Below are 23446 nucleotides of genomic sequence, written 5' to 3' on the forward strand. Positions count from 1 at the left end.
AGCGGGAATGGTGGAAGAGCAACGCGCGCGGCGCACGTTCATCGCGATCTGGACGCTGGCCTGCCTGGCCAAGCTGGTGGTCGCCGCGCGCCTGCCGCTGTTCGTCGACGAGGCTTTCTACTGGCAGGAGGGCCGGCATCTGGCCGCGGCCTATTCCGACCTGCCGGGCATGACCGCGTGGCTGGCGCGCCTGGGCGTGGCGGTCGGTGGCGAGCACGTGCTGGCGCTGCGGCTGCCGTTCCTGGTGCTGGGCGCCTTGCTGCCGTGGTGGGTGATGCGCACCGGGCGGCGCTGGTTCGGCGCGATCAACGGCTGGCACGCCGGCAGCCTGGCGGTGCTTTTGCCGCTGGTGGGCACGCTGGGGATCATGGCCCTGCCGGATGTGCCGCTGGCTTTCGCCACCGTGCTGTGCCTGCACGCCGGCGCGCGGCTGCTGCGCGAGGCCGGGCCGGCGCCCGCGCTGGAACTGGCCCTGGGCCTGGCCCTGGGCGCGCTGAGCCACTACCGCTTCGGCGGCGTGCTGGTGGCCGGCACGGTGGCGATGCTGTGGCTGCCGCAGGGACGGCGGCTCTGGCGCGACCCGCGGGTGCTGCTGGCGCTGACCGTCGGCGCGCTGGCCTGGGTGCCCTTGCTGCTGTGGAACCTGGAGAACGGCGAGGCCGGCCTGCGTTTCCAGCTGGTGGAGCGGCATCCGTGGGCGCTGCACGCCGGCGGCCTGGCGTTCCTGCCGGTGCAGGCCCTGCTGGCCACGCCGCCGCTGTTCCTGGCGATGCTGTGGGTGGCCTGGCGCAGCGTCCGGCCGCGGCGCGCGCTGCGGCCGCAATGGCGTTTCCTCGGCCTGTTCGGGGCGATCGCGGCGGCGGGCATCTTCGCCCTGGGCTTCCTCACCGACAGCGAGCGGGTCAGCTTCCACTGGCCGGTGCCGGCCTGGCTGGCCTTGCTGCCGGGCACGGCGGCCCTGCTCAACACCCGGGCACTGCGCTGGCGGCGCCCGGTCTGGGGCATCGCCGCGCTGGGGCTGGTCGCCGCGTTGGGATGGTGCCTGGCGGTGTCGACGCCTTCGCTGCGCGCGGCCAGCGCCGGCAGTAAGCACTACCCGCGCAATTTCGCCGGCTGGGCGCCGCTGGCCGCGGCGGTCGAGCGGGAGCTGGCGGCGATGCCGGCCGGTACCCGGCTGCTGGCCGGCGACTTCAAGGTGGGCGCGGAACTGGGTTTCGCCCTGGGCGATCCCGATCTGGCCGTGCTCGACCATCCGCTCAACCACGCCCACGGGCGGGCGCCGCAGTTGCGGCTGTGGGAGCTGCAGGCCGATGCGCCGCCCGCCGTGCCGACCCTGCTGGTGCTGGCGCCGGGGCACCTTTCGTTCAAGGACTGGCTCGATTACTACCAGGGCCTGTGCGCGCGCCTGGGACCCTTGCCGCCGGCACGCACGGTGATGGTGGACCACGGCGCGCAGCGGTTCCTGCTGCTGCGGCTGCCGGGCGGGGGCGCATCGGGCGCGGCGTGCGTGGCCCCGGCGCTGGCCTGGGTCGACCGGCCTTCGCCGGGCGCGGAGGTGCCCAGCCGCTTCGAGGTGGGCGGCTGGGCGTTCAAGGAAGGCGTCGGCCTGGCACGGGTGGAAGTCTTGCTCGACGGCGCGGTGGTGGCCGAAGCCGCGTACGGGGACGCGTACGACGTGTCGTCGGCGTTCCCGCGATCGCTCGACCCGCAGCAGCCGCATGTCGGCTTCCGCGCCGAGATCGACCTGCCGGCCAGCCAGGCCGGCCGCCGCTGGCTGGGCCTGCGCCTGCACGGCAACGACGGCAGCGTCGAGGACTGGCCGCAGCAGCCTGTGCGGATCGTCGCCGACCGCCCGGGCCAGTAACATGCGCGCCGGAACACGGGAGCCGCAATGCAGGAACTGATCGGGAACCGGGCCGCACCGCTGCGCATCGCCTTGCTGGTGCCGTGCCGCAACGAGGCGGCCACCGTGGCCGCCGTGGTGGCGGACTTCGCCACGAGCCTGCCGCAGGCGCGTTGCCACGTGTTCGACAATGCCTCCGACGACGGCACCGCCGCGATCGCCTGCGCCGCCGGGGCGCAGGTGCATCCGGTGGCCCTGCGCGGCAAGGGCAACGTGATCCGCCGCGCCTTCGCCGACGTCGAGGCCGACGTCTACCTGATGGTCGACGGCGACGCCACCTACGAGGCCGGTGCCGCGCCGGCGCTGGTGCGGCGCCTGCTCGACGAGGGCCTGGACATGGTGGTCGGCGCGCGCGTGGACCGCGAGCGCGCCGCCTACCGCGCCGGCCACCGCTTCGGCAACCGGCTGCTGACCCGCTGCGCCGGGCTGCTGTTCGGCGACAGTTTCGACGACATGCTTTCCGGCTACCGGGTGTTCTCGCGGCGCTACGTGAAGTCGTTCCCGGCGCACGCGGCCGGGTTCGAGATCGAGACCGAACTGGCGGTGCACGCCCTGCAGCTGCGCATGCCGGTGGCCGAGGTGCCCACCGCCTACGGCGTGCGCCCGGAGGGCTCGGCCAGCAAGCTCAACACCTGGCGCGACGGCCTGCGCATCCTCGGCACCATCGTCCGCCTGTTCAAGGCCGAGCGGCCGCTGCTGTTCTTCTCCCTGCTGTCCGCGGCCAGCCTCGCGCTGGCGCTGGTGCTGGCGGCGCCCCTGCTGGTGACCTACGCCCAGACCGGGCTGGTGCCGCGCTTCCCGACCGCGATCCTGTGCTCGGCGCTGGCTTTGCTGTCGGCCCTGGCGCTGGCCTGCGGCCTGATCCTGGACACGGTCACCCGTGGCCGGACCGAGGCCAAGCGCCTGGCCTATCTCGCCATTCCGGCCACGCGCGGGACGCTGGCGGCGACGCCGGACGACGATGCGGCCGGATTGCGGCCGGCGAGCGTGGCGGACGCCACCGGAACCGCGGCATGAACCTGGCGGACACGCCGGCGCGGCCGGGCATGGCCGCGCGCCTGCGTGCCGCGGCCGGGCGCGCGGCCGGTTTGCTGGAGCATGCGTTCGCCTTCCACTCGCGCGCCGGCGCGCGCCGGGCCACGGCCGCCGTCGCCGCGCTGGCGGCGCTGCTTTCCCTGCTGCGCGGCCAGGATGCGAACTGGGACCTGCGCAACTACCACCTGCACAACGCCTGGTCCTGGTTCGAGGGCCGGCTCGGCCTGGACCTGGCGCCGGCGCAGCTGCAGAGCTACTTCGCGCCCGGGCTGGACCTGCCGTACTACCTGCTGGTCCAGCACGCGCCCGCGCCGCTGGCCGGTGCGGTGCTCGGCGCGCTGCACGGGCTGGCGTTCGTGCCGCTGGCCTGGATCGCCTGGTGCCTGCTCGCCGCCGATCCGCACAGGGCGCGGCTGGCGCCGGTGCTGGCGCTGGCCGGGCTGGCCAGCGCGGTATTCCTGTCCGAGCTGGGCAACACCATGGGCGACAACAGCACCGCGCCGCTGGTGCTGGGCGCGCTGGCGCTGTGCCTGCCGGGCGAGCGCTGGCGCGCCGCGCGGGTGCTGGGCGCCGGCGCCCTGCTGGGCCTGGCGGTGGGGCTCAAGCTGACGAACGCGACCTACGCTGTCGCCCTGGGGCTGGCCGTGCTGGCCGCGCCGCGGCCCTGGCGCGAGCGGCTGGGCGCGGGCGCAGGCCTGACCGCGGCCACCGCGCTGGTGTTCGCGCTGGTCGCCGGTCCCTGGCTGTACCGGATCTGGAACGAGTTCGGCAATCCGCTGTTCCCGCAGTACAACGCCTGGTTCCAGGCGCCGCTGGCCGCGGCCGACGTCACCGGCGACATGCGCTGGCGTCCCCGCGACGCGGGCGAGATGCTGTGGTGGCCTTTGCTGTTCACCCTCGATCCGCACCGGGTCAGCGAGATCGCCTTGCCGCAGCTGGCGTGGGCGGCCCTGTACCTGGCCGCGCCTGCGGCCGTGGTTGCCTGGCTTGCGCGGCGCCGGCGTTCGTTAGCGGTTGCCGCGGCGCCGGATGCGGCCACGCGTATGGTCGCGGTGTTCTTCGTCGCCGGTTTCGTGCTGTGGATGCTGGTCTTCAGCATCCACCGCTACCTGGTGGTGCTGGAACTGCTGGCGCCCTTGCTGCTGTGGCGCCTGATGCAGGGCGCCTGGCCGGCTCCCGCCGGCCGGCGCCTGGCGCATGCGGCGGTGGCGGCCTGCGCCCTGGTCGCGCTGGCCGGCTGGAACGACTGGGGGCACGCGCGCTGGACATCGACCGCGTTCGCAGTGGAAAAGCCGGCGCGTCCGGCGCCGGCCACGGTGCTGCTGGTCGGCGACGAGCCGCATTCCTGGCGGCTGCCATTCCTGTGGAAGGAAGCGGCCTACGTCGGTGTCGCCAGCAATTTCCCCGAGTCGCCGGCGTACGCGGCAGCGGTGCGGGAGAGGCTGGCCGGAGGCGAGGCGCTGGCCTTGCTGGTGGCGCCGGCCGACGCGATGGCGGCCAGACTGCAGGCCAAGGACGGCAAGGCCGCGCGCTACAACCGCATCGCCGCATCGCTGTTGCTGGACCGCGGCGACTGCGCGCTGATGCGGCGGATGGCCGCGCGCAGTCGCAGCCTGGCCCTGCTTGAGCCCGCGCAGTCGCCGGGTGGGCGCTGCAGTTTCGCCCTGGAGGGCGCGGTGCAGCCCGGGGGGGACGCGCGCCAGGCGCACGAAACCGAAGTGCGCGGCCAGCTGGAGGCGATCGCGGCGCAGCTGGCGTCAACGTATGGACTGCGCCTGGATGCCGGCGCCTGCAGCCGCCACGACAGCCGGATCGGCGACGAGCATTTCCCCTACCGCCTGTGCCCGGTGGCGCTGGACCCGGGCGCGCAGCCGCGCTGAGGCGGCTCAGGGCACGGCGTAGCCGGCTTCGCGCAGCAGCCCGGCCAGGGCGATCAGCGGCAGCCCGACCAGGGCGGTCGGGTCCTGTGATTCGATCGCCTCGAACAGGGCGATGCCAAGGCCTTCGCACTTGAAGCTGCCGGCGCAGTCGAACGGCTGCTCGGCATCGACGTAGCGCTCGATCTCGGCCGCGGCCAGGGCGCGGAAGCGGACCCGGGTCAGGTCGATCGCCAGCAGCTCGTGCGCGCCCCGGCGCAGGCTGACGGCGGTGTGGAAGTGCACGGCGCGCCCGCCCATGGCCGCCAGCTGGGCGATCGCGGCCTCGCGGCCGCCGGGCTTGCCCAGGACCCGCCCGTCCAGGTCGGCGGCCTGGTCCGAACCGATCACCCAGGCGTCGGGATGGCGGCCGGCGACCGCGTCGGCCTTGGCCCGGGCCAGGCGCCGCACCAGCTGGGCCGGGCTTTCCCCGCGCAGGGGCGCCTCGTCGACCTCGGGGCGGGCGCAGTCGAAGGGCAGGCGCAGGCGCTGCAGCAGCTCGCGGCGGTAGGGGGAGGTGGAGGCCAGGATCAGCATGGCACGGCCGGTTCGGGGGCGGGACAGTGTCGGCGCCGGCGCCGCAGCGGGCAAATCCGGTGGCCGCGGTCATAAGCGGGTTTGACAGGGGACGGGGCGGTCCTTAACATTCAGCGGCTTATGTCCGCAGGTGCGTCCGTCGTGCAGGTCCCCGAAACGCTGGATGCCTGGAGGATGGTCGCCGCGAGGCGGCAGTTTGAAGGGCGCGTGCCGCTGTCGGCGCTGACCCGGCTGGAGCCCAGCCTCGCCGATGCCGATGGCGAGTGCCGCTTCACGCTGGAGTTCGGCCAGGACCCGCTGCAGGTGCCCTTCGTCGAACTGGCGATCGAGACGGGCCTGCCGCTGGTGTGCCAGCGCAGCCTGGAGCGGTTCGTGTTCCCGGTGAAGACCGTGCAGAGGCTCGGCCTGATCCGCGACGAGGCCGAGGAGGCCGCGTTGCCGCCGGGCTACGAGCCCTTGCTGGTGCCCGAGGACGGCCAGCTGCGTCCGCTCGACCTGGTCGAGGACGAGCTGGTGCTGGCGTTGCCGGTGGTCCCGGTGGCGCCGGACAGCGACCCGGTCGAACGCACCTGTTCGGCCAGCGAGGAAGAACAGCAGGCGGCCAGCCCATTCGCGGCGCTGGCATCGCTGAAGAAGCAGTAGGACGGCCGCGCCGCCGATGCAGGCGCCCTGGAACGGCACCGGCGGGTGGCTTGCAGGTCCAACCACACAACGCAATTCAACCGAGTTTGGAGCAATCCCATGGCTGTGCAGAAATCCCGAGTCACCCCGTCCCGCCGTGGCCAGCGCCGTTCGCACGACGCGCTGACCGCCAAGCAGCTGGCGACCGACCCGACCAGCGGCGAGACCCACCTGCGCCACCACGTGACCGCCGACGGCTACTACCGCGGCAAGAAGGTCATCGCCAGCAAGACCTCGGCGGTCGAGGAAGACTGAGCCCGGTTCCGGCGCGCGCGCAGGGCCGCGCGCGCCGCGTGATCGGGTATTCGTCCGGCTCCCGCGGGGGCCTTCAGCGGGAGTGCGCATGAGCGAGCGGATCTATTCGCGCATCGCCGGAACCGGCAGCTACCTGCCGGAGAAGGTGGTGACCAACGACGACCTGGCCAAGGTGGTCGACACCAGCGACGAATGGATCCGTACGCGCACCGGCATCCGCGAGCGGCGCATCGCCGCCGAGGGTGAGAACACCAGCGACCTGGGCTACCGGGCCGCGCTGAAGGCGATCGAGGCCGCCGGCATCGACGCCTCCGAGATCGACCTGATCGTGGTCGGCACCACCACGCCCGACGTGGTGTTCCCGTCGGTGGCCTGCCTGATCCAGCAGAAGCTGGGGATCGCCGGCTGCGCCGCGTTCGACGTCAATGCAGCCTGCTCGGGCTTCGTGTTCGCGCTGAGCGTGGCCGACAAGTTCGTGGCCGCCGGGGCGGCGAAGACCGCGCTGGTGGTCGGCGCCGAGACCCTGACCCGGATCGTGGACTGGAACGACCGCACCACCTGCGTGCTGTTCGGCGATGGCGCCGGCGCGGTGGTGCTCAAGGCCGACGCCGAGACCGGCATCCTGTCCACGCACCTGCATGCCGACGGCAGCAAGAAGGATCTTCTGTGCTGTCCGGCCGGCGTCTCCAGCGGCTTCAAGCCGGAGGAGGCCAACGGCGGCGTGCGCATCCTCATGTCCGGCAACGAGGTGTTCAAGCACGCGGTCAAGGCCTTGGACGGGGTGGTCGACGAGACCCTGGACGCCAACGGCCTGGGCCGCGGCGACCTGGACTGGCTGATCCCGCACCAGGCCAACCTGCGCATCATCGAAGCCACGGCCAAGCGTCTGGACATGCCGATGGAGCGGGTGGTGGTCACCGTCGACCGCCATGGCAACACCTCGGCCGGTTCGGTGCCGCTGGCACTGGACGAGGCGGTGCGCTCGGGCCGCGTGCAGCGCGGCCAGCTGCTGCTGCTGGAAGCCTTCGGCGGCGGCTTCACCTGGGGCTCGGCGCTGCTGCGCTACTGACCGGCCGCCCGCGTCGTCGCGGGCCGCGCAACCGCCCCGGAATTTTCGTCGCAGGATTTCCGCAGCAGGACATCGCCTGACGCGCACGTGGCGTCCGGCTCCGCATCTTGAGGACCGAGCACATGGACGTCCGCTTCCTTTCCGCGCACGAGTTCGACAAGGTCTACTTCTATTGCTGGATCACCGGCGCGGTGCTGCTGGCGATCGTGGTGCTGATCCTGTCCCGGATCGGCCAGGAACCGGTGCGCGACCTGCTGCTGGTCAGCGGCCTGGTGTCGCCCCTTGTCGTGCGGTTCGTCATCGAGTTGCGGCGCCTGCTGCGTTCCGGCCCGGCGTTCATCCACCAGGACCAGCTCTTCATCGTCAAGGGCGACAGCCGCCGCCAGGTCGCGCTGTCGAGCATCCACTCGGCGAAGTCCAGCCACAGCATCTTCATGGTCCGCCGCTACCGTTCCTGGTCCGACCACATCGCCTTCCTGGAAATCCCCCTGGCCAACGGCCAGCGCGTGGGCACGCTGGTGGACAGCGCGATGTTCGAGTCGCCCGCCGGCAAGGAAAGCCTGGCCGGGCTGCGCGCAGCGGTCAGCGCCGCCCGGGCTGCCAGTGCCGCGGCGCGGACGGCCGCTGCCTGATCCGGTGCATGCGGTAGCGCGTGCCGCTGCCGCCGTCGTCGATCCCGGTGACGCGCGCTTCGCGCCGATGCCCTGATCCGGCAACGCCGGCCGCGTGCATACGCGCCAGTACAGACGCCGGTGACCATTCGCACGTATCATCCGCGCTTACTTTCGAGGCTCCATCGACCGCGTGACCGATCCGACGCTCGCTTTCGTTTTTCCAGGTCAGGGCTCCCAGTCCGTGGGCATGCTGGCCGAACTGGCGCAACGCCACCCGCAGGTCCGCGAGACCTTTTCCGAAGCCTCCGCCGGCGCCGGCGTCGACCTGTGGGCCCTGGCCCAGGGCGGCCCGGAAGACGACCTCAACCGTACCGAGTTCACCCAGCCGGCACTGCTGGCCGCGGGCGTGGCGGTGTGGCGTGCCTGGCAGGCGCAGGGCGGGGCGCAGCCGTCGCTGCTGGCCGGCCACAGCCTGGGCGAATACACCGCGCTGGTCGCCGCCGGTGCGCTTTCGGTGGAAAACGGTGCGCGCCTGGTGCGCCTGCGCGGGCAGCTGATGCAGGACGCCGCGCCCGCCGGCACCGGCGCCATGGCCGCCGTGCTCGGCGCCGAGGATGCGCTGGTGCAGGACGTGTGCACCGAAGCCTCCGGCGACCAGGTCGTGGTCCCGGCCAACTTCAACTCTCCCGGCCAGATCGTCATCGGCGGCCACGCCGCGGCGGTGGACCGCGCGCTGGCGCTGCTGTCCGAGCGCGGGGTGCGCAAGGCGGTCAAGCTCGCCGTCAGCGTGCCTTCGCATACCCCGTTGATGCGCGATGCCGCCCAGCGCCTGGCCACGGCGATGGACGGGCTGTCCTGGCAGCGCCCGTCGCTGCCGGTGGTGCAGAACGTGGACGCGCAGGCGCACGACGACGTGGCGGCCATCCGCGATGCGCTGGTGCGCCAGCTCTACCTGCCGGTGCAGTGGACCGGCTGCGTGCAGGCCCTGGCCGGCCGCGGTGCCACCCGCATCGCCGAATGCGGCCCCGGCAAGGTGCTGGCCGGCCTGGTCAAGCGCGTCGACAAGTCGCTTGACGCGCGCGCGATCGGCGCACCGGCCGACTTCGACGCCGCGCTGGCCGACTGGCGCTGATCCTTCCCCGATGCGGACGGCGCCCGGCGCCACGCATCCCGACGAACGAACCACGAGGTCCCAGATGAGCACCCCGACCCCGAACACCCTGCCGCTGGCGGGCGAGATCGCGCTGGTCACCGGCGCCAGCCGTGGCATCGGCGCGGCCATCGCCGACGAGCTCGCCGCCCGCGGCGCGACCGTCATCGGCACCGCCACCAGCGACGCCGGCGCCGAGGCGATCGGCGCGCGCCTGGCCGGCAAGGGTGGCCACGGCCGCCGGCTGGACGTCACCGACGCGGCCGCGGTCGAGGCCCTGGTCGATGCTATCGGCAAGGAATTCGGCGCGGTCTCGATCCTGGTCAACAACGCCGGCATCACCCGCGACAACCTGCTGATACGGATGAAGGAAGAGGACTGGCAGGCGATCCTGGACACCAACCTGACCAGCGTCTACCGCACCTCCAAGGCGGTGATGCGCGGGATGATGAAGGCGCGCAAGGGCCGGATCGTCAACATCGCCTCGGTGATCGGCGCCACCGGCAACGCCGGCCAGGCCAACTACGCCGCGGCCAAGGCCGGGATCATCGCCTTCAGCAAGTCGCTGGCCAAGGAGATCGGCAGCCGCGGAGTCACCGTCAATGTGGTGGCCCCCGGTTTCATCGACACCGACATGACCCGCGAGCTGCCCGAGGACGCCAGGAACGCGATGCTCGGCCAGATCGCCCTGGGCCGCTTCGGCGAGCCGGCCGACATCGCCCGCGCGGTGGCGTTCCTGGCCGGCCCGGAAGCCGCCTACATCACCGGTGAGACCCTGCACGTGAACGGCGGCATGTACATGGCCTGAGGGCCGCGCGCGTTCGTCCACGTCATGCAATCCAGGATTTCAAAAGCTGCGTAAGCTTTTGATCCGGCTGCGATTGCGGGCAGGTGCCCGCGACCGCGGCTTTTGACTACACTATCCGCCTTGTTGGAAAGTGAGCCCCCGCCGGCGCGCATGCGCCGGCCCGATCTACAACCACTCCGCCTGGAGCAGAGGAACCCATGAGCACCATCGAAGAGCGCGTCAAGAAAATCGTCGTCGAACAGCTCGGCGTTAAGGAAGAAGAAGTCACCAACAGCGCCTCGTTCGTCGACGACCTGGGCGCCGACTCGCTCGACACCGTCGAGCTGGTGATGGCCCTCGAGGAAGAGTTCGAGTGCGAGATCCCGGACGAGGAAGCCGAGAAGATCACTTCGGTCCAGCAGGCGATCGACTACATCAAGGCCCACGTCAAGAGCTGACGCAGGCCGCGACCGCGGGCCCGGCACCGTCCGGCCCGCGGCGATACATTCCGCCGGGGCCGCTATTGCGGCCCCGTGTGCGTCCGGCGCCGCCATTGCGGCCCGTGCGCGTCCAGGGCCGCACATGGCGGCCTTGGAGCGAACCATGAACACCAGGAGCCGCCAATGAGCCAGCGTCGTCGCGTCGTCGTCACCGGCATGGGCATGGTCTCGCCGCTGGGCAATGACATGGCCAGCAGCTGGGACGGGATCGTCAACGGCCGTTCGGGCATCGGCGAGGTCACCTCGTTCGACGCCTCGTCCTTCGCCACCCGCATCTGCGGCGAGGTGCGCGGGCTGGACATCGCCCGGTACGTCAATCCGAAGGACGCCAAGAAGATGGATCCGTTCATCCACTACGGGATGGCGGCTTCGCTGATGGCGCTGGAGGACTCGGGGCTGGAGATCACCGAAGCCAACGCCGAGCGCGTGGGCGCGATCATCGGCTCGGGCATCGGCGGCATCCTCGGCATCGAGCAGCAGACCGAGAAGTACGTCGAGGGCGGTCCGCGCAAGATCTCGCCGTTCTACATCCCCAGCACCATCATCAACATGCTGCCGGGGCACCTGAGCATCATGAAGGGGCTCAAGGGCCCGGGCTTCTCCGCGGTCTCCGCCTGCGCCACCTCGAACCACTCGATCGGTATGGCCATGCGCATGATCCAGTACGGCGACGCCGACGTGATGGTCGCCGGCGGCGCCGAGCGCGGCTCCTCGCCGACCTCGATGGGCGGGTTCTGCTCGATGAAGGCCATGTCCACCCGCAACGACGACCCGGCCCGCGCCTCGCGGCCGTGGGACAAGGACCGCGATGGCTTCGTCATGGGCGACGGCGCCGGGATCCTGGTGATCGAGGAATACGAGCACGCCAAGGCCCGCGGCGCGCGCATCTACTGCGAGCTGGCCGGCTTCGGCGCCAGCACCGACGCCTTCCACATGACCGCGCCCAGCGAGGACGGCTCCGGCCCGGCGCGCTGCATGGCGATGGCGCTGAAGGACGCCGGGGTGAACGTCGACCAGGTCGACTACCTCAACGCTCACGGCACCTCCACGCCGCTTGGCGACGTGGCCGAGACCCTGGCGATGAAGCGCGCCTTCGGCGACCACGCGTACAAAATGATGGTCAGCTCGACCAAGTCGATGACCGGCCACCTGCTCGGCGCGGCCGGCGGCGTGGAGGCGATCTTCTCGGTCCTGGCCCTGCGCGACGACATCGTCCCGCCGACCATCAACCTGGACGAGCCGGGCGAGGGCTGCGACCTGGACTACGTGCCCAACGTGGCCCGGCAAAAGCGGATCGACGTGGCCCTGTCCAACGGCTTCGGCTTCGGCGGCACCAACGGCACCCTGGTGTTCCGGCGGATCTGAGCCATCCTTGCGGCGGCCGGGTCGCCGGTCCGCCGCCGGCACGCCCTCGCCAGGGGTGACGGGTGCGGCGGGTGCGGTGACCCGTGTCTTCGCAACCTTCCGCACCACGCCCGCCGCAGGACGCAGGCTGCTCCCCCATCCTTTGCCCGCCGACACCGACCTGCTGGCCCTGCACCGGCAGGCGCCGGCGCGCTATCCGCTGCTGATGGAGTCGGTCGCCGCCGGCACCGTGCAGGGTCGCTGGGACCTTTTGCTGGTCGCCAGCGGCGGCGGCCTGCGCCTGGATGCCGACGGCGTCACCCGCGACCTGGACGGGCAGGCGCAGGCCGGCACCTTCCTGCAGGCGTTGGACGCGCAGTGGACCGCGGCCAGGCAGCAGGCCGAGGAACCGCGCTGGCCGTTCCACGGCGGCTGGGCTCTTTCGCTGGACTACGAACTGGCGGCGCAGGTCGAACCGGTCCTGCGGCTGCCGGCGCGCGCGTCCGGAGGCCGGCCGCAGGCGCTGGCCCTGCGCTGCCCGGCGGCGGTGCTGCGCGACCGCGCCAGCGGCGAATGCGTGGCGGTGGCCGAGGCCGGCCAGGACGCGCTGCTGCGCCGCGTGCTCGACGACCTGCGCGCCAGCGCCGCACTGGTGCCGCTGCCGGCCTGGCAGCCGCCGCGCGAGATCCTCGAGGACCCGCCGCAGCGTTTCGTCGCCGGGGTCGAGCGGATCCTCGATTACCTGCGCGCCGGCGACGTGTTCCAGGTCAACCTGTCGCGCGCCTGGCGGGCGGTCTTCGACGCACCGCTGGATCCGGCTTCTTTGTACGCGCGCCTGCGCCGGGCCAATCCGGCGCCGTTCGCCGGACTGTTCGCCGGCGACGGCTGGGCGGTGGCCAGCTCCTCGCCCGAGCGCCTGGTCTCGGTGCGGGGCAGGGTGGTGGAGCCCCGGCCAATCGCCGGCACCCGCCCGCGCTTTCCCGGCGACGACGACGCGGCGCGGATCCGCGAGCTGGTCGGCCATCCCAAGGAGCGCGCCGAGCACGTGATGCTGATCGACCTGGAGCGGAATGATCTTGGCCGGGTCTGCGCGCCGGGCAGCGTCCAGGTGGACGAGCTGATGACGGTGGAGAGCTACGCCCACGTCCACCACATCGTCAGCAACGTGCGCGGCCTGCTGCGCGAGGGCGCCACCCCGGGCGAGGTGATCGCCGCGGTGTTCCCCGGCGGCACCATCACCGGCTGCCCCAAGGTGCGCTGCATGCAGATCATCGCCGAGCTGGAGCAGGTCCCGCGCGGCGCCTACACCGGCGCGATCGGCTGGCTCGGCCGCGACGGCGACCTGGACCTGAACATCCTGATCCGCAGCGCGGAAGTGCTGGGCCGTGAGGCACTGTTCCGCACCGGCGCCGGGATCGTGTTCGATTCGGTGCCGGCGCGCGAGCTGGACGAGACCCGGGCCAAGGCCCGCGGCCTGCTGCGCGCGCTGGAGCCGGAGGCGTGAGCGCGCGGGAAGGCGGGCGCGCCGTCCGGCCGCGGTATCCTGAGCGGCATCGTGACTGACGGGGTGGACGTGGCTGGCCGATTCAAGCGCGCGCTGAAGACGACCGTGTTGCTGCTGTGCGTGCTTTTGCTGGCCGCCGCCGCGGTGGCCGGCTGGGGCTGGAGCCGCTACCAGCGCTTCGCCGACGCTCCGGCGGTGCCGGCGCAGGCCGAGGGCGCCGTCGGTGCCGCCGAAGTGCCGGCGAGCCTGCGGATCGAGCGCGGCGACGGCTTCGCCGCGGTGCTGCGCAAGCTGCGCGCGGCCGGGGTGCAGGCCGGCCACGACCTGGAATGGCGGCTGCTGGCACGGCAGATGGATGCGGCCGGCCGGCTCAAGGTCGGCGAGTACGCGCTGGAGCCGGGGATGAGCCCGCGCATCCTTTTGCAGCGCATGCGCGACGGCCGCGTGATCCACTACCGGGTGACCCTGGTCGAAGGCTGGAACTTCCGCCAGCTGCGCGCCGCCCTGGCCGCGGCCGATCCGCTCGAGCACGAGACCGGCGAACTGGACGATGCCGCGCTGATGGCCGCGCTCGGCCATCCCGGCCAGCATCCGGAAGGCCGCTTCCTGCCCGAGACCTACCTGTACCAGCGCGGCGACAGCGACCTGGACGTGCTGCGCCGTGCCCACGCGGCGATGGAGCAGGCGCTGGCCCAGGCTTGGGAGGCGCGCGCGGCCGACGTGCCGCTGAAGTCGCCCGAGGAAGCGCTGGTGCTGGCCTCGATCGTGGAGAAGGAGACCGGCCAGGCGCACGAGCGCCCGCAGATCGCCGGGGTGTTCGCCCGCCGGCTGCGCAAGGGCATGTTGCTGCAGACTGATCCCACCGTGATCTACGGCCTGGGCAGCGCCTACGACGGCAACATCCGCAAGCGCGACTTGACCACCGATACCCCGTACAACACCTACACCCGCGCCGGCCTGCCGCCGACCCCGATCGCCATGCCTGGCCGCGCCGCCCTGCAGGCAGCGGTGAATCCGGCCGCGGGCGATGCCCTGTACTTCGTCGCCCGCAACGACGGCAGCCACATCTTCTCGGCCACCTATGCCGAGCACGACGCCGCGGTGGACTGCTACCAGCGCCGCCGCAACTGCCGCGCCGGACACGCCGCCGACGCATCCGCGCCGGACGCGCCTGGCCCGGAGGCGCGGCGGTGAGCGTGCCCGGCGCCCTGCCGCGGCATCCGCGCCTGGTCAGCCTGGAAGGCGGCGAGGGCGCGGGCAAGAGCACCGCGCTGGCGGCGGTGCGCGACCTGATCACCGGCCGTGGCCACGAGGTGGTGCTGACCCGCGAACCCGGCGGCACGCCGCTGGCCGAGCGCATCCGCGAGCTTTTGCTCGGCGGCCGCGACGGCCTGCGCGACGGCGCGACCGACGCCGAGCCGCTGGCCGCCGAGACCGAACTGCTGCTGATGTTCGCCGCCCGCGCCCAGCACGTGCGCCAGGTCGTGCAGCCGGCCCTGCGCCGCGGCGCCTACGTGGTCAGCGACCGCTTCACCGATTCCAGCTACGCCTACCAGGGCGAGGGCCGCGGCCTGGACCGCGCCTGGATCGCCGACCTGGAGCGGCGCGCGGTCGGGTTGCAGCCGGGCCTGACCCTGCTGCTCGACCTGGACGTGCGCGAAGGCCGCGCCCGCACCGCCGGCCGCGACCTGTGGCCGGACCGGATCGAGAGCGAGCAGGACGATTTCTTCGAACGCGTGCGCCTGGGGTTCCGCCGCCGCGCCGAGGCCGAGCCGGAGCGCTTCCGGGTGATCGACGCGGCCCAGCCGCCGCAGGCGGTCGGCACGGCGGTGGCCGCCGCGGTCGCGCGCTGGCTGGACGGCCAGCAGGGGCGGCCGTGAGCCGGACGGACTTCGCGCCCTGGCAACGGCGCGTGTACGAGCAGGCGGTGGCCGCGCTGGATTCCGGGCGCATGGGCCACGCCCTTTTGCTGTGCGGTCCGGCCGGGCTGGGCAAGCGCGCGGTGGCCGAGGCCCTGGCCCAGTACGTGCTGTGCCAGGCGCGCGCGGGCGGTGAGCCCTGCGGCCGTTGCCGCAGCTGCCAGCTGTTCGGCGTGCGCGCCCAGCGCGATCCGGTCGAGACCCGACCGGACGGCTCGCTGGCCCAGCCGCACGGCCACAGCGCCCATCCGGACCTGGTGTTCGTCGGCTACGAGTGGCGGCTGAAGCCGGCCCCGCCGCGGATGCGCACCGAGATCGTGATCGAGCAGATGCGCCAGCTGTCCGAACGGCTGGAGGTGTCGGCCGGGTTCGAGTCGCGGATTGCGCTGGTCGATCCGGCCGACGCGGTCAACTACCAAGCCTGGAACGCGATCCTCAAGACCCTGGAGGAGCCGTTGCCCGGGCGCTACCTGTGGCTGGTCTGCGCCAGCCCGGCGCGGCTGCCGGCGACCATCCGCAGCCGCTGCCAGCGCCTGGAGATGCGCCTGCCGCCGCGCGAGGAGGCGCTGGCCTGGCTGCACAGACACGGCCATGCGGCCGAAGCGGCGGCCGAGGCGCTGGAGGCCGCGCGCGGCCATCCCGGGCTGGCCGACGCCTGGCTGCGCGGCGACGGCCTGGCCCTGCGCCGGCAGGTCGCGGCCGACCTCGGCGCGATCGCCGGAGGCCGCGCCGATCCGCTGGAGACCGCCCAGCGCTGGAGCGGCGGCGAGGACGGCGACGAACGCTTGCGCCACGCCGCCGAGCACGCGGTGTCCGAGGCCGCCGGCTTGACCGATCCGGCCCGATTGCACAAGCTGGCGACGTGGTTCGACGCCGCCAACCGCGCCCGCGACCTGTTGCGGAGCACGGTCCGCGCGGACCTGGTGATGGCCGACCTGTTGCTGGCCTGGCGCGACGCCGCGCGTGGTGGATCCGGCGCAAGTGGACAGGCAAGAGGGGACAACCGATGAGTGCTGCGAGCGGGCGCCAGGGCATCCTGTCGCTGGCGGTCAAGGACAAGGCCGCGCTTTACAACGCCTACATGCCGTACATCAAGCATGGCGGCATCTTCGTGCCCACGCCCAAGCGCTATTTCCTCGGCGACGAGGTGTTCCTTCTGCTGACCCTGCCCGATTCCAGCGACCGCCTGCCGATCGCCGGCAAGGTGGTGTGGGTCACCCCGGCCGGCGCCCAGGGCAACCGCACCGCCGGGATCGGCGTGCAGTTCCCGGAAGGCAGCGACGGCGAGGCGGTGAAGAACCGGATCGAGACCCTGCTGGCCGGCACCCTCAACGCGGACAAGCCGACCCAGACCATGTGAGCCGGCGGGCCGTGCGGCCCGCCGCTCTGCAATCGTACGAACCGCCGGTCCTCCGGTCCGCCGGTTACGGAGGATGCGATGCGCGCTGTACCCCGCCCGAGCCGTCGCCCGTGGGCACGGCTGTCGTCCCTGGCGTTGCCATGCGTCGTGCTGTCGTGCACGGTCCTGCCAGGCATCGGCCTGGCCGCCCAGTCCACGCCGCGTGCCGCCACCGCCGCACCCTCTGAGGTTGCTGCGGCCGCGGTGCCGCGGAGCGTGCGCCTGCAGGGCGCCGGCGTGGAACTTGAGATCGCCCCGCGCCTGGGCGGGCGCGTGCTGCACCTGTCGCTGCCGGGCGAACCGAACCTGATCAAGGCCGGCACCGCCGCGCTGGCCGCCCAGCCCGAGCCGAAGCCCAGCGCCACCGGCGAGAACATTCCCTATCTGGGCCACGAGGTCTGGGTCGGACCGCAGGGCGACTGGTGGCGCTTCCAGACCGTCAATGCCGCCCGCCGCAAGGCCGCCGCGCAGTGGCCGCCGGATCCGTGGCTGGCGCACGCGCCGGCGCGGGTGGTCGAGCAGGACGAGGCACGCCTGGTGCTGGAAGGCGCGGCCAGCCCGGTCAGCGGGGTGCAGCTGCTGCAGACCTTCGCCATTTCCCCGCAAAGGCCGGACACGGTCGAACTGGCGGTGGAGATGCGCAACGTGCGCAAGGAGCCGGTGGCGCGCGACATCTGGTTCAACACCCGGGTCCATCCACAGACCCGGATCTACGTGCCGGTCGCGCCCGACGGCAGCGGGGTGCGGGTGCGCTCGGACACGGGCGAGGGCTACGACGGCCTGGTCAGCAGCACCGCCGACGGCCTGTTCTCGCTGGAGCCCTTGCCGCCGGCCGAGGGCCTGCAGGGCCGCCGCGGCAAGGTCTTCATCCAGCCGCGCGCCGGCTGGATCGCCGGCTTCGCCGCCGGCCAGGCGTTCCTGATCCACTTCGAACACGAGCCGGCCGAGCGCATCCATCCCGACCAGGGCCAGGTCGAGCTGTACCTGGACTGGAAGCCGGGCCAGGACGACCCGGGGCTGATGGAGCTGGAAGTGCACGGCCCCTACGCGACCCTGGCGCCGGGCGAATCGACCATCGCGCACGAGTGGTGGGTGGTGCGCCGCTACGAGGGCCCGGACCGGCGCGACGCGCAGCTGGCGTTCCTGCAGAGGATGCTGGACGAGGCGGGCGTGGAGTAGGGCGCGTCGGGCGTTCCCGGCGATGCCGCCGGATTACTCCGGCGGCTGCCGCAGCAGCGGGTTGTCCCAGCCCGGGCGCGGGGCGAAGCGGTCGCCGTGGCGCGCCTGCAGGGTCTTGAGCTTCTCGACCAGGGCGTCGGCGCCTGCGGCGCGGATGTGCTGGATCGGGCCGCCGCGGAACGGGGCGAAGCCGGTGCCGAAGATCACCCCGGCGTCGAGCAGGTCGGCATCGGCGACCACGCCGTCGTGCAGGCAGGCCACCGCCTCGTTGAGCAGGGGCAGGATCAGCCGGTCCTCCAGGTCCGAGGGCGCCGCGTAGCCCTGCGGCGCTTCCGGCTTGACCGCACGGCCGTCCTTCCAGGCATAGATGCCCTGGCCGTCCTTCTTGCCGCGCTTGCCCGGCTCGACCGTGGCCAGCGCCGCGGGCAGCTGCAGGCCGAGGAAGGGCGACAGCTCCGCGCCCACGCCCTGGGCCACGTCCAGGCCGACGGTGTCGATCAGCTCGATCGGGCCCATCGGCATGCCGAACCGGACCGCGGCCTTGTCGATCACCACCCCGGGAATGCCCTCGGCATACGCGGTGGCGGCCTCGAGCATGTATGGGAACAGCACCCGGTTGACCAGGAAGCCCGGGGTGCCGGCCACCGGCACCGGGAACTTGTCCAGGGCCTTGCAGAACGCGGCCAGGCGCTGGACCGTCGCCGGGTCCAGGCGGTCGTGCTGGACGATCTCCACCAGCGGCATCGACGCCACCGGGTTGAAGTAGTGCAGGCCGGCGAACTGCGCCGGGCGGTCGATGTGCTCGCGCAGTTCGTCCAGCGGGATCGAGGAGGTATTGGTGGTCAGCAAGGCGTCGGGCTTGAGCCGCGGCTCGAGGGTCTCGTACAGGGCGCGCTTGGCCTCGGGGTTCTCGATGATCGCCTCGATCACCAGGTCGGCGGCGGCCACGCCGTCGCCGGCCAGGTCGCCCTTCAGCCGCGCGGCCACCGCCGGGCGCTTGGCCTCGTCGCGCACCTTCTTGGCGAACAGCGCCTGCGCTCGCTCCAGGGCGCCATCGATGAAGCGCTGCTCGCGGTCCTGCAGGGTGACCTCGAAGCCCTTGTAGGCCGACCATGCGGCGATGTCGCCACCCATCACCCCGGCGCCGACCACGTGCACGTGCCTGATCCCGTGATCTTTTCCACCTAGACCCTTCAGCCGTTCGGTCAGGAAGAAGATCCGGATCAGGTTGCGCGCGGTCGCGGTGCCGGCCAGCTTGACCACGGCGCGGCGCTCGGCGTCCAGGCGCGCCTGGATGCCCTTGCCGCCGGCGCGCTCCCAGGTGGAGATCAGCGCGTACGGCGCCGGGTACTGGTCCTTCTTCGCCTTGCGCGCGACCTGCTTGGCCATCTGCGGGGCGAGGACCTTGCGCGCCGGCCAGGTGTTGCTCGCCCAGCCCTTGAAGCGCTGGCCGAACGGCCTTTGCAGCCCCTTCAGCGCCAAAGCCGCGGCCGCGTCCTCCAGCACCGCCGGCTCGGCCAACTTGTCGACCAGGCCGATGCCGCGCGCGGCCGAGGCCGAGAGCGTGCGCCCGGTCAGCATCATGTCCATTGCCGCCGGCGCGCCGACCAGGCGCGGCAGGCGCGCGCTGCCGCCCCAGCCGGGGAAGATGCCGAGCTTGGTCTCGGGCAGGCCGATCCGGGTCGAGCCGTGGTTCGACGCCACCCGGTAGTCGCAGGCCAGCGCCAGCTCGGTGCCGCCGCCCATGCAGAAGCCGTGGATCGCGGCAACGGTCGGGCAGGGCAGCTCGGCCACCTTCTGGAACACCGCCTGGCCGCGGCGGATGGCGTCGTCGACCGTGCCCTTGCGGTCGAACTCCTGGAACTCCTTCAGGTCGGCGCCGGCGATGAAGCCCGAGGGCTTGGCCGAGCGGAACACCACGCCCTTCGGTGGATCGATCGCCAGCCGTTCGACGATGTCGCCCAGCTCGATCAGCACGTCCTGCGAGAGCGCGTTGACCGCCGCGTCCTGGCGGTCCAGCGCCAGCACCACGATGCCGTCCTCGCGCCGCGCGGCTTGCCAGTGGCTGAATCGGAGTCCGTCGAGGCCTGGAAGCATGGCAGAACCATCCGGTCGTGTATGGAGAGGACGGCTATCATCCCGAGGTTGTTTCTGCCGCGTCAAATCCCATAACACGGCATGAAGGCGGTTCCGGCGGGGGTGACGCGCGGCAGGGGCGATCCTGCGGGGCCGGCGGTTAAGGTTGTGCATGGCCCGCGGGCGACCTCCGTCGCCGCGGCGCCACCCATCCGGGAGCGGCCCACGCCAGGCCGCTGAACTTTTCCCGGTCGAGGCGGTCACAGGGCACGGCCAACACGGCCGGCGCCGACAGGAGTGCGGCCCGGCATGGCCGAAGGAACGCAAGACAAAACGCAGGAGAGTCCGCCCCAGGAGCTGGACCTCGAACTGGTCCGCCGCGTGCAGCGTGGCGACAGCGCGGCGTTCGACCTGCTGGTGCGCAAGTACCAGCACCGGATCGTCGGGCTGATCGGGCGCTACGTGTCCGACTGGAGCGAGTGCCAGGACGTCGCCCAGGACACGTTCATGCGCGCCTACCGCGCGCTCGGTAACTTCCGCGGCGACTCCCAGTTCTATACATGGCTGCACCGGATCGCCGTGAACACCGCCAAGAACCACCTGGTCGCCCACAACCGCCGCCCGCCCACCGACGACATCGACGCCGCCGACGCCGAGCAGTACGACGTCGGCGCGCGCCTGCGCGACACCGACACCCCCGAGCGCGAGGCCATGCGCGAGGAACTGGAGCGCACGGTGATGAAGGCGGTGGACGCCCTGCCCGAGGAACTGCGGACCGCCATCACCCTGCGCGAGGTGGACGGCCTGAGCTACGACGAGATCGCGCAGAAGATGGGCTGCCCGATCGGCACGGTGCGCTCGCGGATCTTCCGCGCGCGCGATGCGATCGATGCCGAACTTCGGCCGCTGCTCGATGTCCAAAGCGCTACCCGCGAACGGAACCGTCCATGAGCCAGGATCCCCGCCACGACGCCCCCGGCGTCGACCGACTCGAACTCCACCATTGCCAGCAGCTGTCGGCCCTGGTCGACGGCGAACTGGCGCCCGACGAGGCGCGCTTCCTCTGGCGCCGGCTCGAGCACGACCGCGACCTGGCCGGCCGCTACGAGCGCTGGCAGCTGTGCGGGCAGTTGCTGCGGCGCGAGTCGGTCCTGGTCGCGGCCCCGGATTTCAGCGAGCGGGTGGCTGCCGCCCTGCGCCAGGAAGCCGCGCATGCGCTGGCCGCGCCGGCCGCCGCCCACGCCGGCCGCCGCGGCGCCTGGACCCGCTGGGGCGGTGGCGCCGCCGCGCTGGCCGCCTCGGTCGCGGCCGTGGCCCTGCTGGTCAACCGCCCGCAGGTACCGGAAGCCGGTTACGGCCCGACGGCGCCGGCACTGGTCGCCGAAGGCGCGCAGCAGGTGCCTGCCGCCGCAGCGCTGATCGCTGATGCAACGCAGGCCGGTCCGGCCGTGGCCCGGGCGGTCGCGCCGGCGCCCCAGGCCGAAGCCGCCGCGCCGCGTGCGTCCCGGCCGCAGGCGGTAGTGCGCGAGCCGCCGCGCGCGGGGGCGGCGGGCCCCCCCGCGACCGAAACCCGCAGGATGCCGGGCACGGCGGTCCCGGCGCAGCCGGATCGCGGTGCGGCGGCTGCGCCCGCCCTGGCGGCAGCGGCCCCGGTGACGACGACCCCGGCGGCGGCAACGGCCTCCGATCCGTTCGCTTCGGCCGCGCCCCTGCATGCCCGTCCCTGGCCGCGCGCGGCCTTGTCGCAGGCCCAGGCCGCGGGCGGCTATACCGCCAGCTTCGGCCAGAGCGGCCAGGCGCGCACGTTCTATCCGTTCGAACCGCGCCTGCCGGCCCCCGAGGCCGCAGCGGACGCCGCGGAACAGGCGCCGGCCGACGACGACGCCACCGAGCCGCCGCGCTGAGGCGCATGCGCCGGTCCGCGAGGCATCGCCGCCCGCACCCGGGCGGCGGCTTCTGATCATCGCCGCACCGCATCCCGCCGGCCGTGCCTTCGGCCGCGACGGGCGCGGGCGGTCCTTCCCCCAAGCACGCAACGAGGTCCGCCTCCGATGAACCCACGTGTCCGCAACCACCTGTTCGCCGCCCTCGCGCTGACCGCGCCGCTGGTCGCCTGCGCCCGCGATCCCCAGGCCGCCGCCCCGCCGTCCCCGGCCGTGGCCGCCGCCCCGGCGGCGTCGGCCGCGCCGCTGGTCACCGGCCTGCCTGATTTCACCCGTCTGGTCGAGCGGGTCGCGCCGGGCGTGGTCAACATCGAGGCGCGGATCAGCCCGCGCGCCTCGGCCCGCGGCGGCGAGGAGATCGACGAGGAGCAGATCCCGGAGATCTTCCGCCGCTTCTTCGGTCCCGGTTTCGGCATGCCCAACCAGCCCGGTCCGAACGCCATGCCGGGGCGCTCGGTCGGCTCGGGCTTCATCATCTCCGACGATGGCTACGTGTTGACCAACCACCACGTGGTCGACGGCGCCGACGCGATCACCGTGCGCCTGGACGACCGCCGCGAGCTGCAGGCCAAGCTGGTCGGCAGCGACGAGGCCTACGACGTGGCCGTGCTCAAGCTCGACGCCAGGGACCTGCCGAGCCTGCGCCTGGGCAATTCGGCCGCGCTCAGGCCCGGGCAGTGGGTGGTGGCGATCGGCTCGCCGCTGGGCCTGGAGCAGTCGGTCACCGCCGGCATCGTCAGCGCCCTGGGCCGCAGCGGCGGCCGCGGCCAGCAGTACGTGCCGTTCATCCAGACCGACGTGGCGATCAACCGCGGCAATTCCGGCGGCCCCTTGCTCAACACCTCCGGCGAGGTGGTCGGGATCAACTCGCAGATCCTGAGCAACTCCGGCGGCTACATGGGCGTGAGCTTCGCCATCCCGATCGACCTGGCGATGAGCGCGGTGGAGCAGATCAAGAAGACCGGCAAGGTCAGCCGCGGCATGCTCGGGGTGACCATCCAGCCGGTGGACGCGGCCAAGGCCAAGGCGCTGGGCCTGCCCAGCAGCAGCGGCGCACTGGTCAACAACGTCGAGCCGGACAGCGCCGCGGACAAGGGCGGGATCGAGGTCGGCGACGTGATCACCTCGGTCAACGGCCAGCCGGTGCACAGCAACGCCGACCTGCCGCCGCTGGTGGGCATGCTGCCGCCGGGCACCAAGGCGAAGATCGGGGTGGTCCGCGACGGCAAGCCGCGCGAGCTGAGCGTCACCCTGGGCGAGCTGACCACCGACGCGCAGCGCGTGGCCGCCGCAACCGACGACGACGGACGCCCCGCGGCGCCCGCCTCCAGCGCCGCCCTGCTCGGCCTGCGGGTGGCCGACCTGGACGCGCAGTCGCGGCGCCAGCTGGGCCTGGGCGCGGGCGAGGGCGTGCGCATCACCGGCGTGGACAGCGCCGAGGCGCGCGAGGCCGGACTGCAGCCGGGCATGGTGGTGCTGAGCGTGGGCCGCACCCCCGTCGGCAGCGTGGCCGCGCTGGAACGCCAGCTGGCCGGCATCGGCAAGGGCGAGGTGGCCATGCTCCTGGTGCGCACGCCGAACGGCGCCAGCAGCTTCGTCGCCCTGACCGTGGGCGGCGGCTGAGCGCCCGCGCCG

At 72.8% G+C, this 23446-nt stretch carries 22 protein-coding genes; 20 read left to right on the forward strand and 2 right to left on the reverse strand.

Annotation, left to right across the window (positions count from 1 at the left end):
• Window positions 1-7: 7 nt before the first annotated feature.
• Genes CSC62_RS02920 through CSC62_RS02930 form a run of 3 tightly spaced genes read left to right on the forward strand, consistent with a single transcriptional unit; the run spans window position 8 to window position 4818 of the window.
• Window positions 8-1864, forward strand: coding sequence for a glycosyltransferase family 39 protein (locus CSC62_RS02920; protein WP_162404673.1), 1857 nt, complete (start codon window positions 8-10; stop codon window positions 1862-1864).
• A 27-nt stretch (window positions 1865-1891) separates the two neighbouring features.
• Entirely contained in the window at window positions 1892-2920 is a 1029-nt protein-coding gene (locus CSC62_RS02925; protein ID WP_162404674.1) for a glycosyltransferase family 2 protein, read from the forward strand.
• Complete coding sequence (locus CSC62_RS02930) at window positions 2917-4818, forward strand: glycosyltransferase 87 family protein (protein ID WP_162404675.1); 1902 nt, start codon at window positions 2917-2919, stop codon at window positions 4816-4818. Before CSC62_RS02925 ends, CSC62_RS02930 begins: the two co-directional genes overlap by 4 nt.
• Window positions 4819-4824: 6 nt before the next feature.
• On the opposite strand, the gene CSC62_RS02935 is transcribed toward CSC62_RS02930, so the two are convergent.
• Window positions 4825-5391, reverse strand: a complete 567-nt coding sequence (locus CSC62_RS02935; RefSeq protein WP_162404676.1) for a Maf family protein — start codon at window positions 5389-5391, stop codon at window positions 4825-4827.
• Window positions 5392-5511: 120 nt separating this feature from the next.
• On the opposite strand from CSC62_RS02935, the gene CSC62_RS02940 reads away from it, so the two are divergent.
• The 14 genes from CSC62_RS02940 to CSC62_RS03005 all read left to right on the forward strand — a co-directional run bounded on the left by CSC62_RS02940 (window position 5512) and on the right by CSC62_RS03005 (window position 17792).
• Window positions 5512-6033 carry a YceD family protein gene (locus CSC62_RS02940; RefSeq protein WP_162404677.1) on the forward strand — a complete coding sequence of 174 codons (522 nt, stop codon included), beginning with the start codon at window positions 5512-5514 and terminating at the stop codon, window positions 6031-6033.
• Between the two features lie 99 nt (window positions 6034-6132).
• Complete coding sequence (gene rpmF / locus CSC62_RS02945) at window positions 6133-6327, forward strand: 50S ribosomal protein L32 (RefSeq protein ID WP_162404678.1); 195 nt, start codon at window positions 6133-6135, stop codon at window positions 6325-6327.
• 88 nt (window positions 6328-6415) lie between these two features.
• On the forward strand, window positions 6416-7396 hold the full coding sequence (locus tag CSC62_RS02950; RefSeq protein WP_162404679.1) for a beta-ketoacyl-ACP synthase III: 981 nt from the start codon (window positions 6416-6418) through the stop codon (window positions 7394-7396).
• Window positions 7397-7518: 122 nt separating this feature from the next.
• Complete coding sequence (locus CSC62_RS02955) at window positions 7519-8028, forward strand: hypothetical protein (RefSeq protein ID WP_162404680.1); 510 nt, start codon at window positions 7519-7521, stop codon at window positions 8026-8028.
• Between the two features lie 172 nt (window positions 8029-8200).
• Window positions 8201-9142, forward strand: coding sequence for an ACP S-malonyltransferase (gene fabD / locus CSC62_RS02960; RefSeq protein WP_162404681.1), 942 nt, complete (start codon window positions 8201-8203; stop codon window positions 9140-9142).
• 64 nt (window positions 9143-9206) lie between these two features.
• Window positions 9207-9968: a 3-oxoacyl-ACP reductase FabG gene (gene fabG, locus CSC62_RS02965; protein ID WP_162404682.1), complete on the forward strand. Its 762-nt coding sequence runs from the start codon at window positions 9207-9209 to the stop codon at window positions 9966-9968.
• Window positions 9969-10165: 197 nt separating this feature from the next.
• Window positions 10166-10405, forward strand: a complete 240-nt coding sequence (gene acpP, locus CSC62_RS02970; protein WP_013535667.1) for an acyl carrier protein — start codon at window positions 10166-10168, stop codon at window positions 10403-10405.
• Window positions 10406-10570: 165 nt separating this feature from the next.
• Window positions 10571-11812: a beta-ketoacyl-ACP synthase II gene (gene fabF, locus CSC62_RS02975; RefSeq protein WP_162404683.1), complete on the forward strand. Its 1242-nt coding sequence runs from the start codon at window positions 10571-10573 to the stop codon at window positions 11810-11812.
• 127 nt (window positions 11813-11939) lie between these two features.
• Window positions 11940-13295, forward strand: coding sequence for an aminodeoxychorismate synthase component I (locus CSC62_RS02980; RefSeq protein ID WP_162404792.1), 1356 nt, complete (start codon window positions 11940-11942; stop codon window positions 13293-13295).
• 51 nt (window positions 13296-13346) lie between these two features.
• Window positions 13347-14489: an endolytic transglycosylase MltG gene (mltG, locus tag CSC62_RS02985; protein ID WP_425501982.1), complete on the forward strand. Its 1143-nt coding sequence runs from the start codon at window positions 13347-13349 to the stop codon at window positions 14487-14489.
• A 2-nt stretch (window positions 14490-14491) separates the two neighbouring features.
• Complete coding sequence (gene tmk / locus CSC62_RS02990; RefSeq protein WP_162404794.1) at window positions 14492-15175, forward strand: dTMP kinase; 684 nt, start codon at window positions 14492-14494, stop codon at window positions 15173-15175.
• The gene (locus CSC62_RS02995) at window positions 15172-16224 is read left to right on the forward strand and encodes a DNA polymerase III subunit delta' (RefSeq protein ID WP_162404684.1); all 1053 of its coding nucleotides are present in this window, start codon (window positions 15172-15174) and stop codon (window positions 16222-16224) included. Before tmk ends, CSC62_RS02995 begins: the two co-directional genes overlap by 4 nt.
• Window positions 16221-16574: a PilZ domain-containing protein gene (locus tag CSC62_RS03000; protein WP_162404685.1), complete on the forward strand. Its 354-nt coding sequence runs from the start codon at window positions 16221-16223 to the stop codon at window positions 16572-16574. Before CSC62_RS02995 ends, CSC62_RS03000 begins: the two co-directional genes overlap by 4 nt.
• A 78-nt stretch (window positions 16575-16652) precedes the next feature.
• Window positions 16653-17792: a DUF4380 domain-containing protein gene (locus CSC62_RS03005; protein ID WP_162404686.1), complete on the forward strand. Its 1140-nt coding sequence runs from the start codon at window positions 16653-16655 to the stop codon at window positions 17790-17792.
• A 33-nt stretch (window positions 17793-17825) separates the two neighbouring features.
• Here CSC62_RS03005 and CSC62_RS03010 read toward each other — a convergent pair whose 3' ends face one another.
• Window positions 17826-19889 (reverse strand): 3-hydroxyacyl-CoA dehydrogenase NAD-binding domain-containing protein, encoded by a 2064-nt coding sequence (locus CSC62_RS03010; protein WP_162404687.1) that lies wholly within the window; start codon window positions 19887-19889, stop codon window positions 17826-17828.
• A 288-nt stretch (window positions 19890-20177) separates the two neighbouring features.
• On the opposite strand from CSC62_RS03010, the gene rpoE reads away from it, so the two are divergent.
• The 3 genes from rpoE (at window position 20178) to CSC62_RS03025 (ending at window position 23434) form a co-directional block, all read left to right on the forward strand.
• Entirely contained in the window at window positions 20178-20819 is a 642-nt protein-coding gene (rpoE, locus tag CSC62_RS03015) for an RNA polymerase sigma factor RpoE (protein ID WP_162404688.1), read from the forward strand.
• Window positions 20816-21772, forward strand: coding sequence for a sigma-E factor negative regulatory protein (locus CSC62_RS03020; protein ID WP_162404689.1), 957 nt, complete (start codon window positions 20816-20818; stop codon window positions 21770-21772). Before rpoE ends, CSC62_RS03020 begins: the two co-directional genes overlap by 4 nt.
• 147 nt (window positions 21773-21919) lie before the next feature.
• The gene (locus tag CSC62_RS03025; RefSeq protein WP_162404690.1) at window positions 21920-23434 is read left to right on the forward strand and encodes a DegQ family serine endoprotease; all 1515 of its coding nucleotides are present in this window, start codon (window positions 21920-21922) and stop codon (window positions 23432-23434) included.
• Window positions 23435-23446 lie beyond the last annotated feature (12 nt).

Source organism: Pseudoxanthomonas jiangsuensis, from assembly GCF_010093185.1.
Lineage (GTDB): Bacteria > Pseudomonadota > Gammaproteobacteria > Xanthomonadales > Xanthomonadaceae > Pseudoxanthomonas > Pseudoxanthomonas jiangsuensis.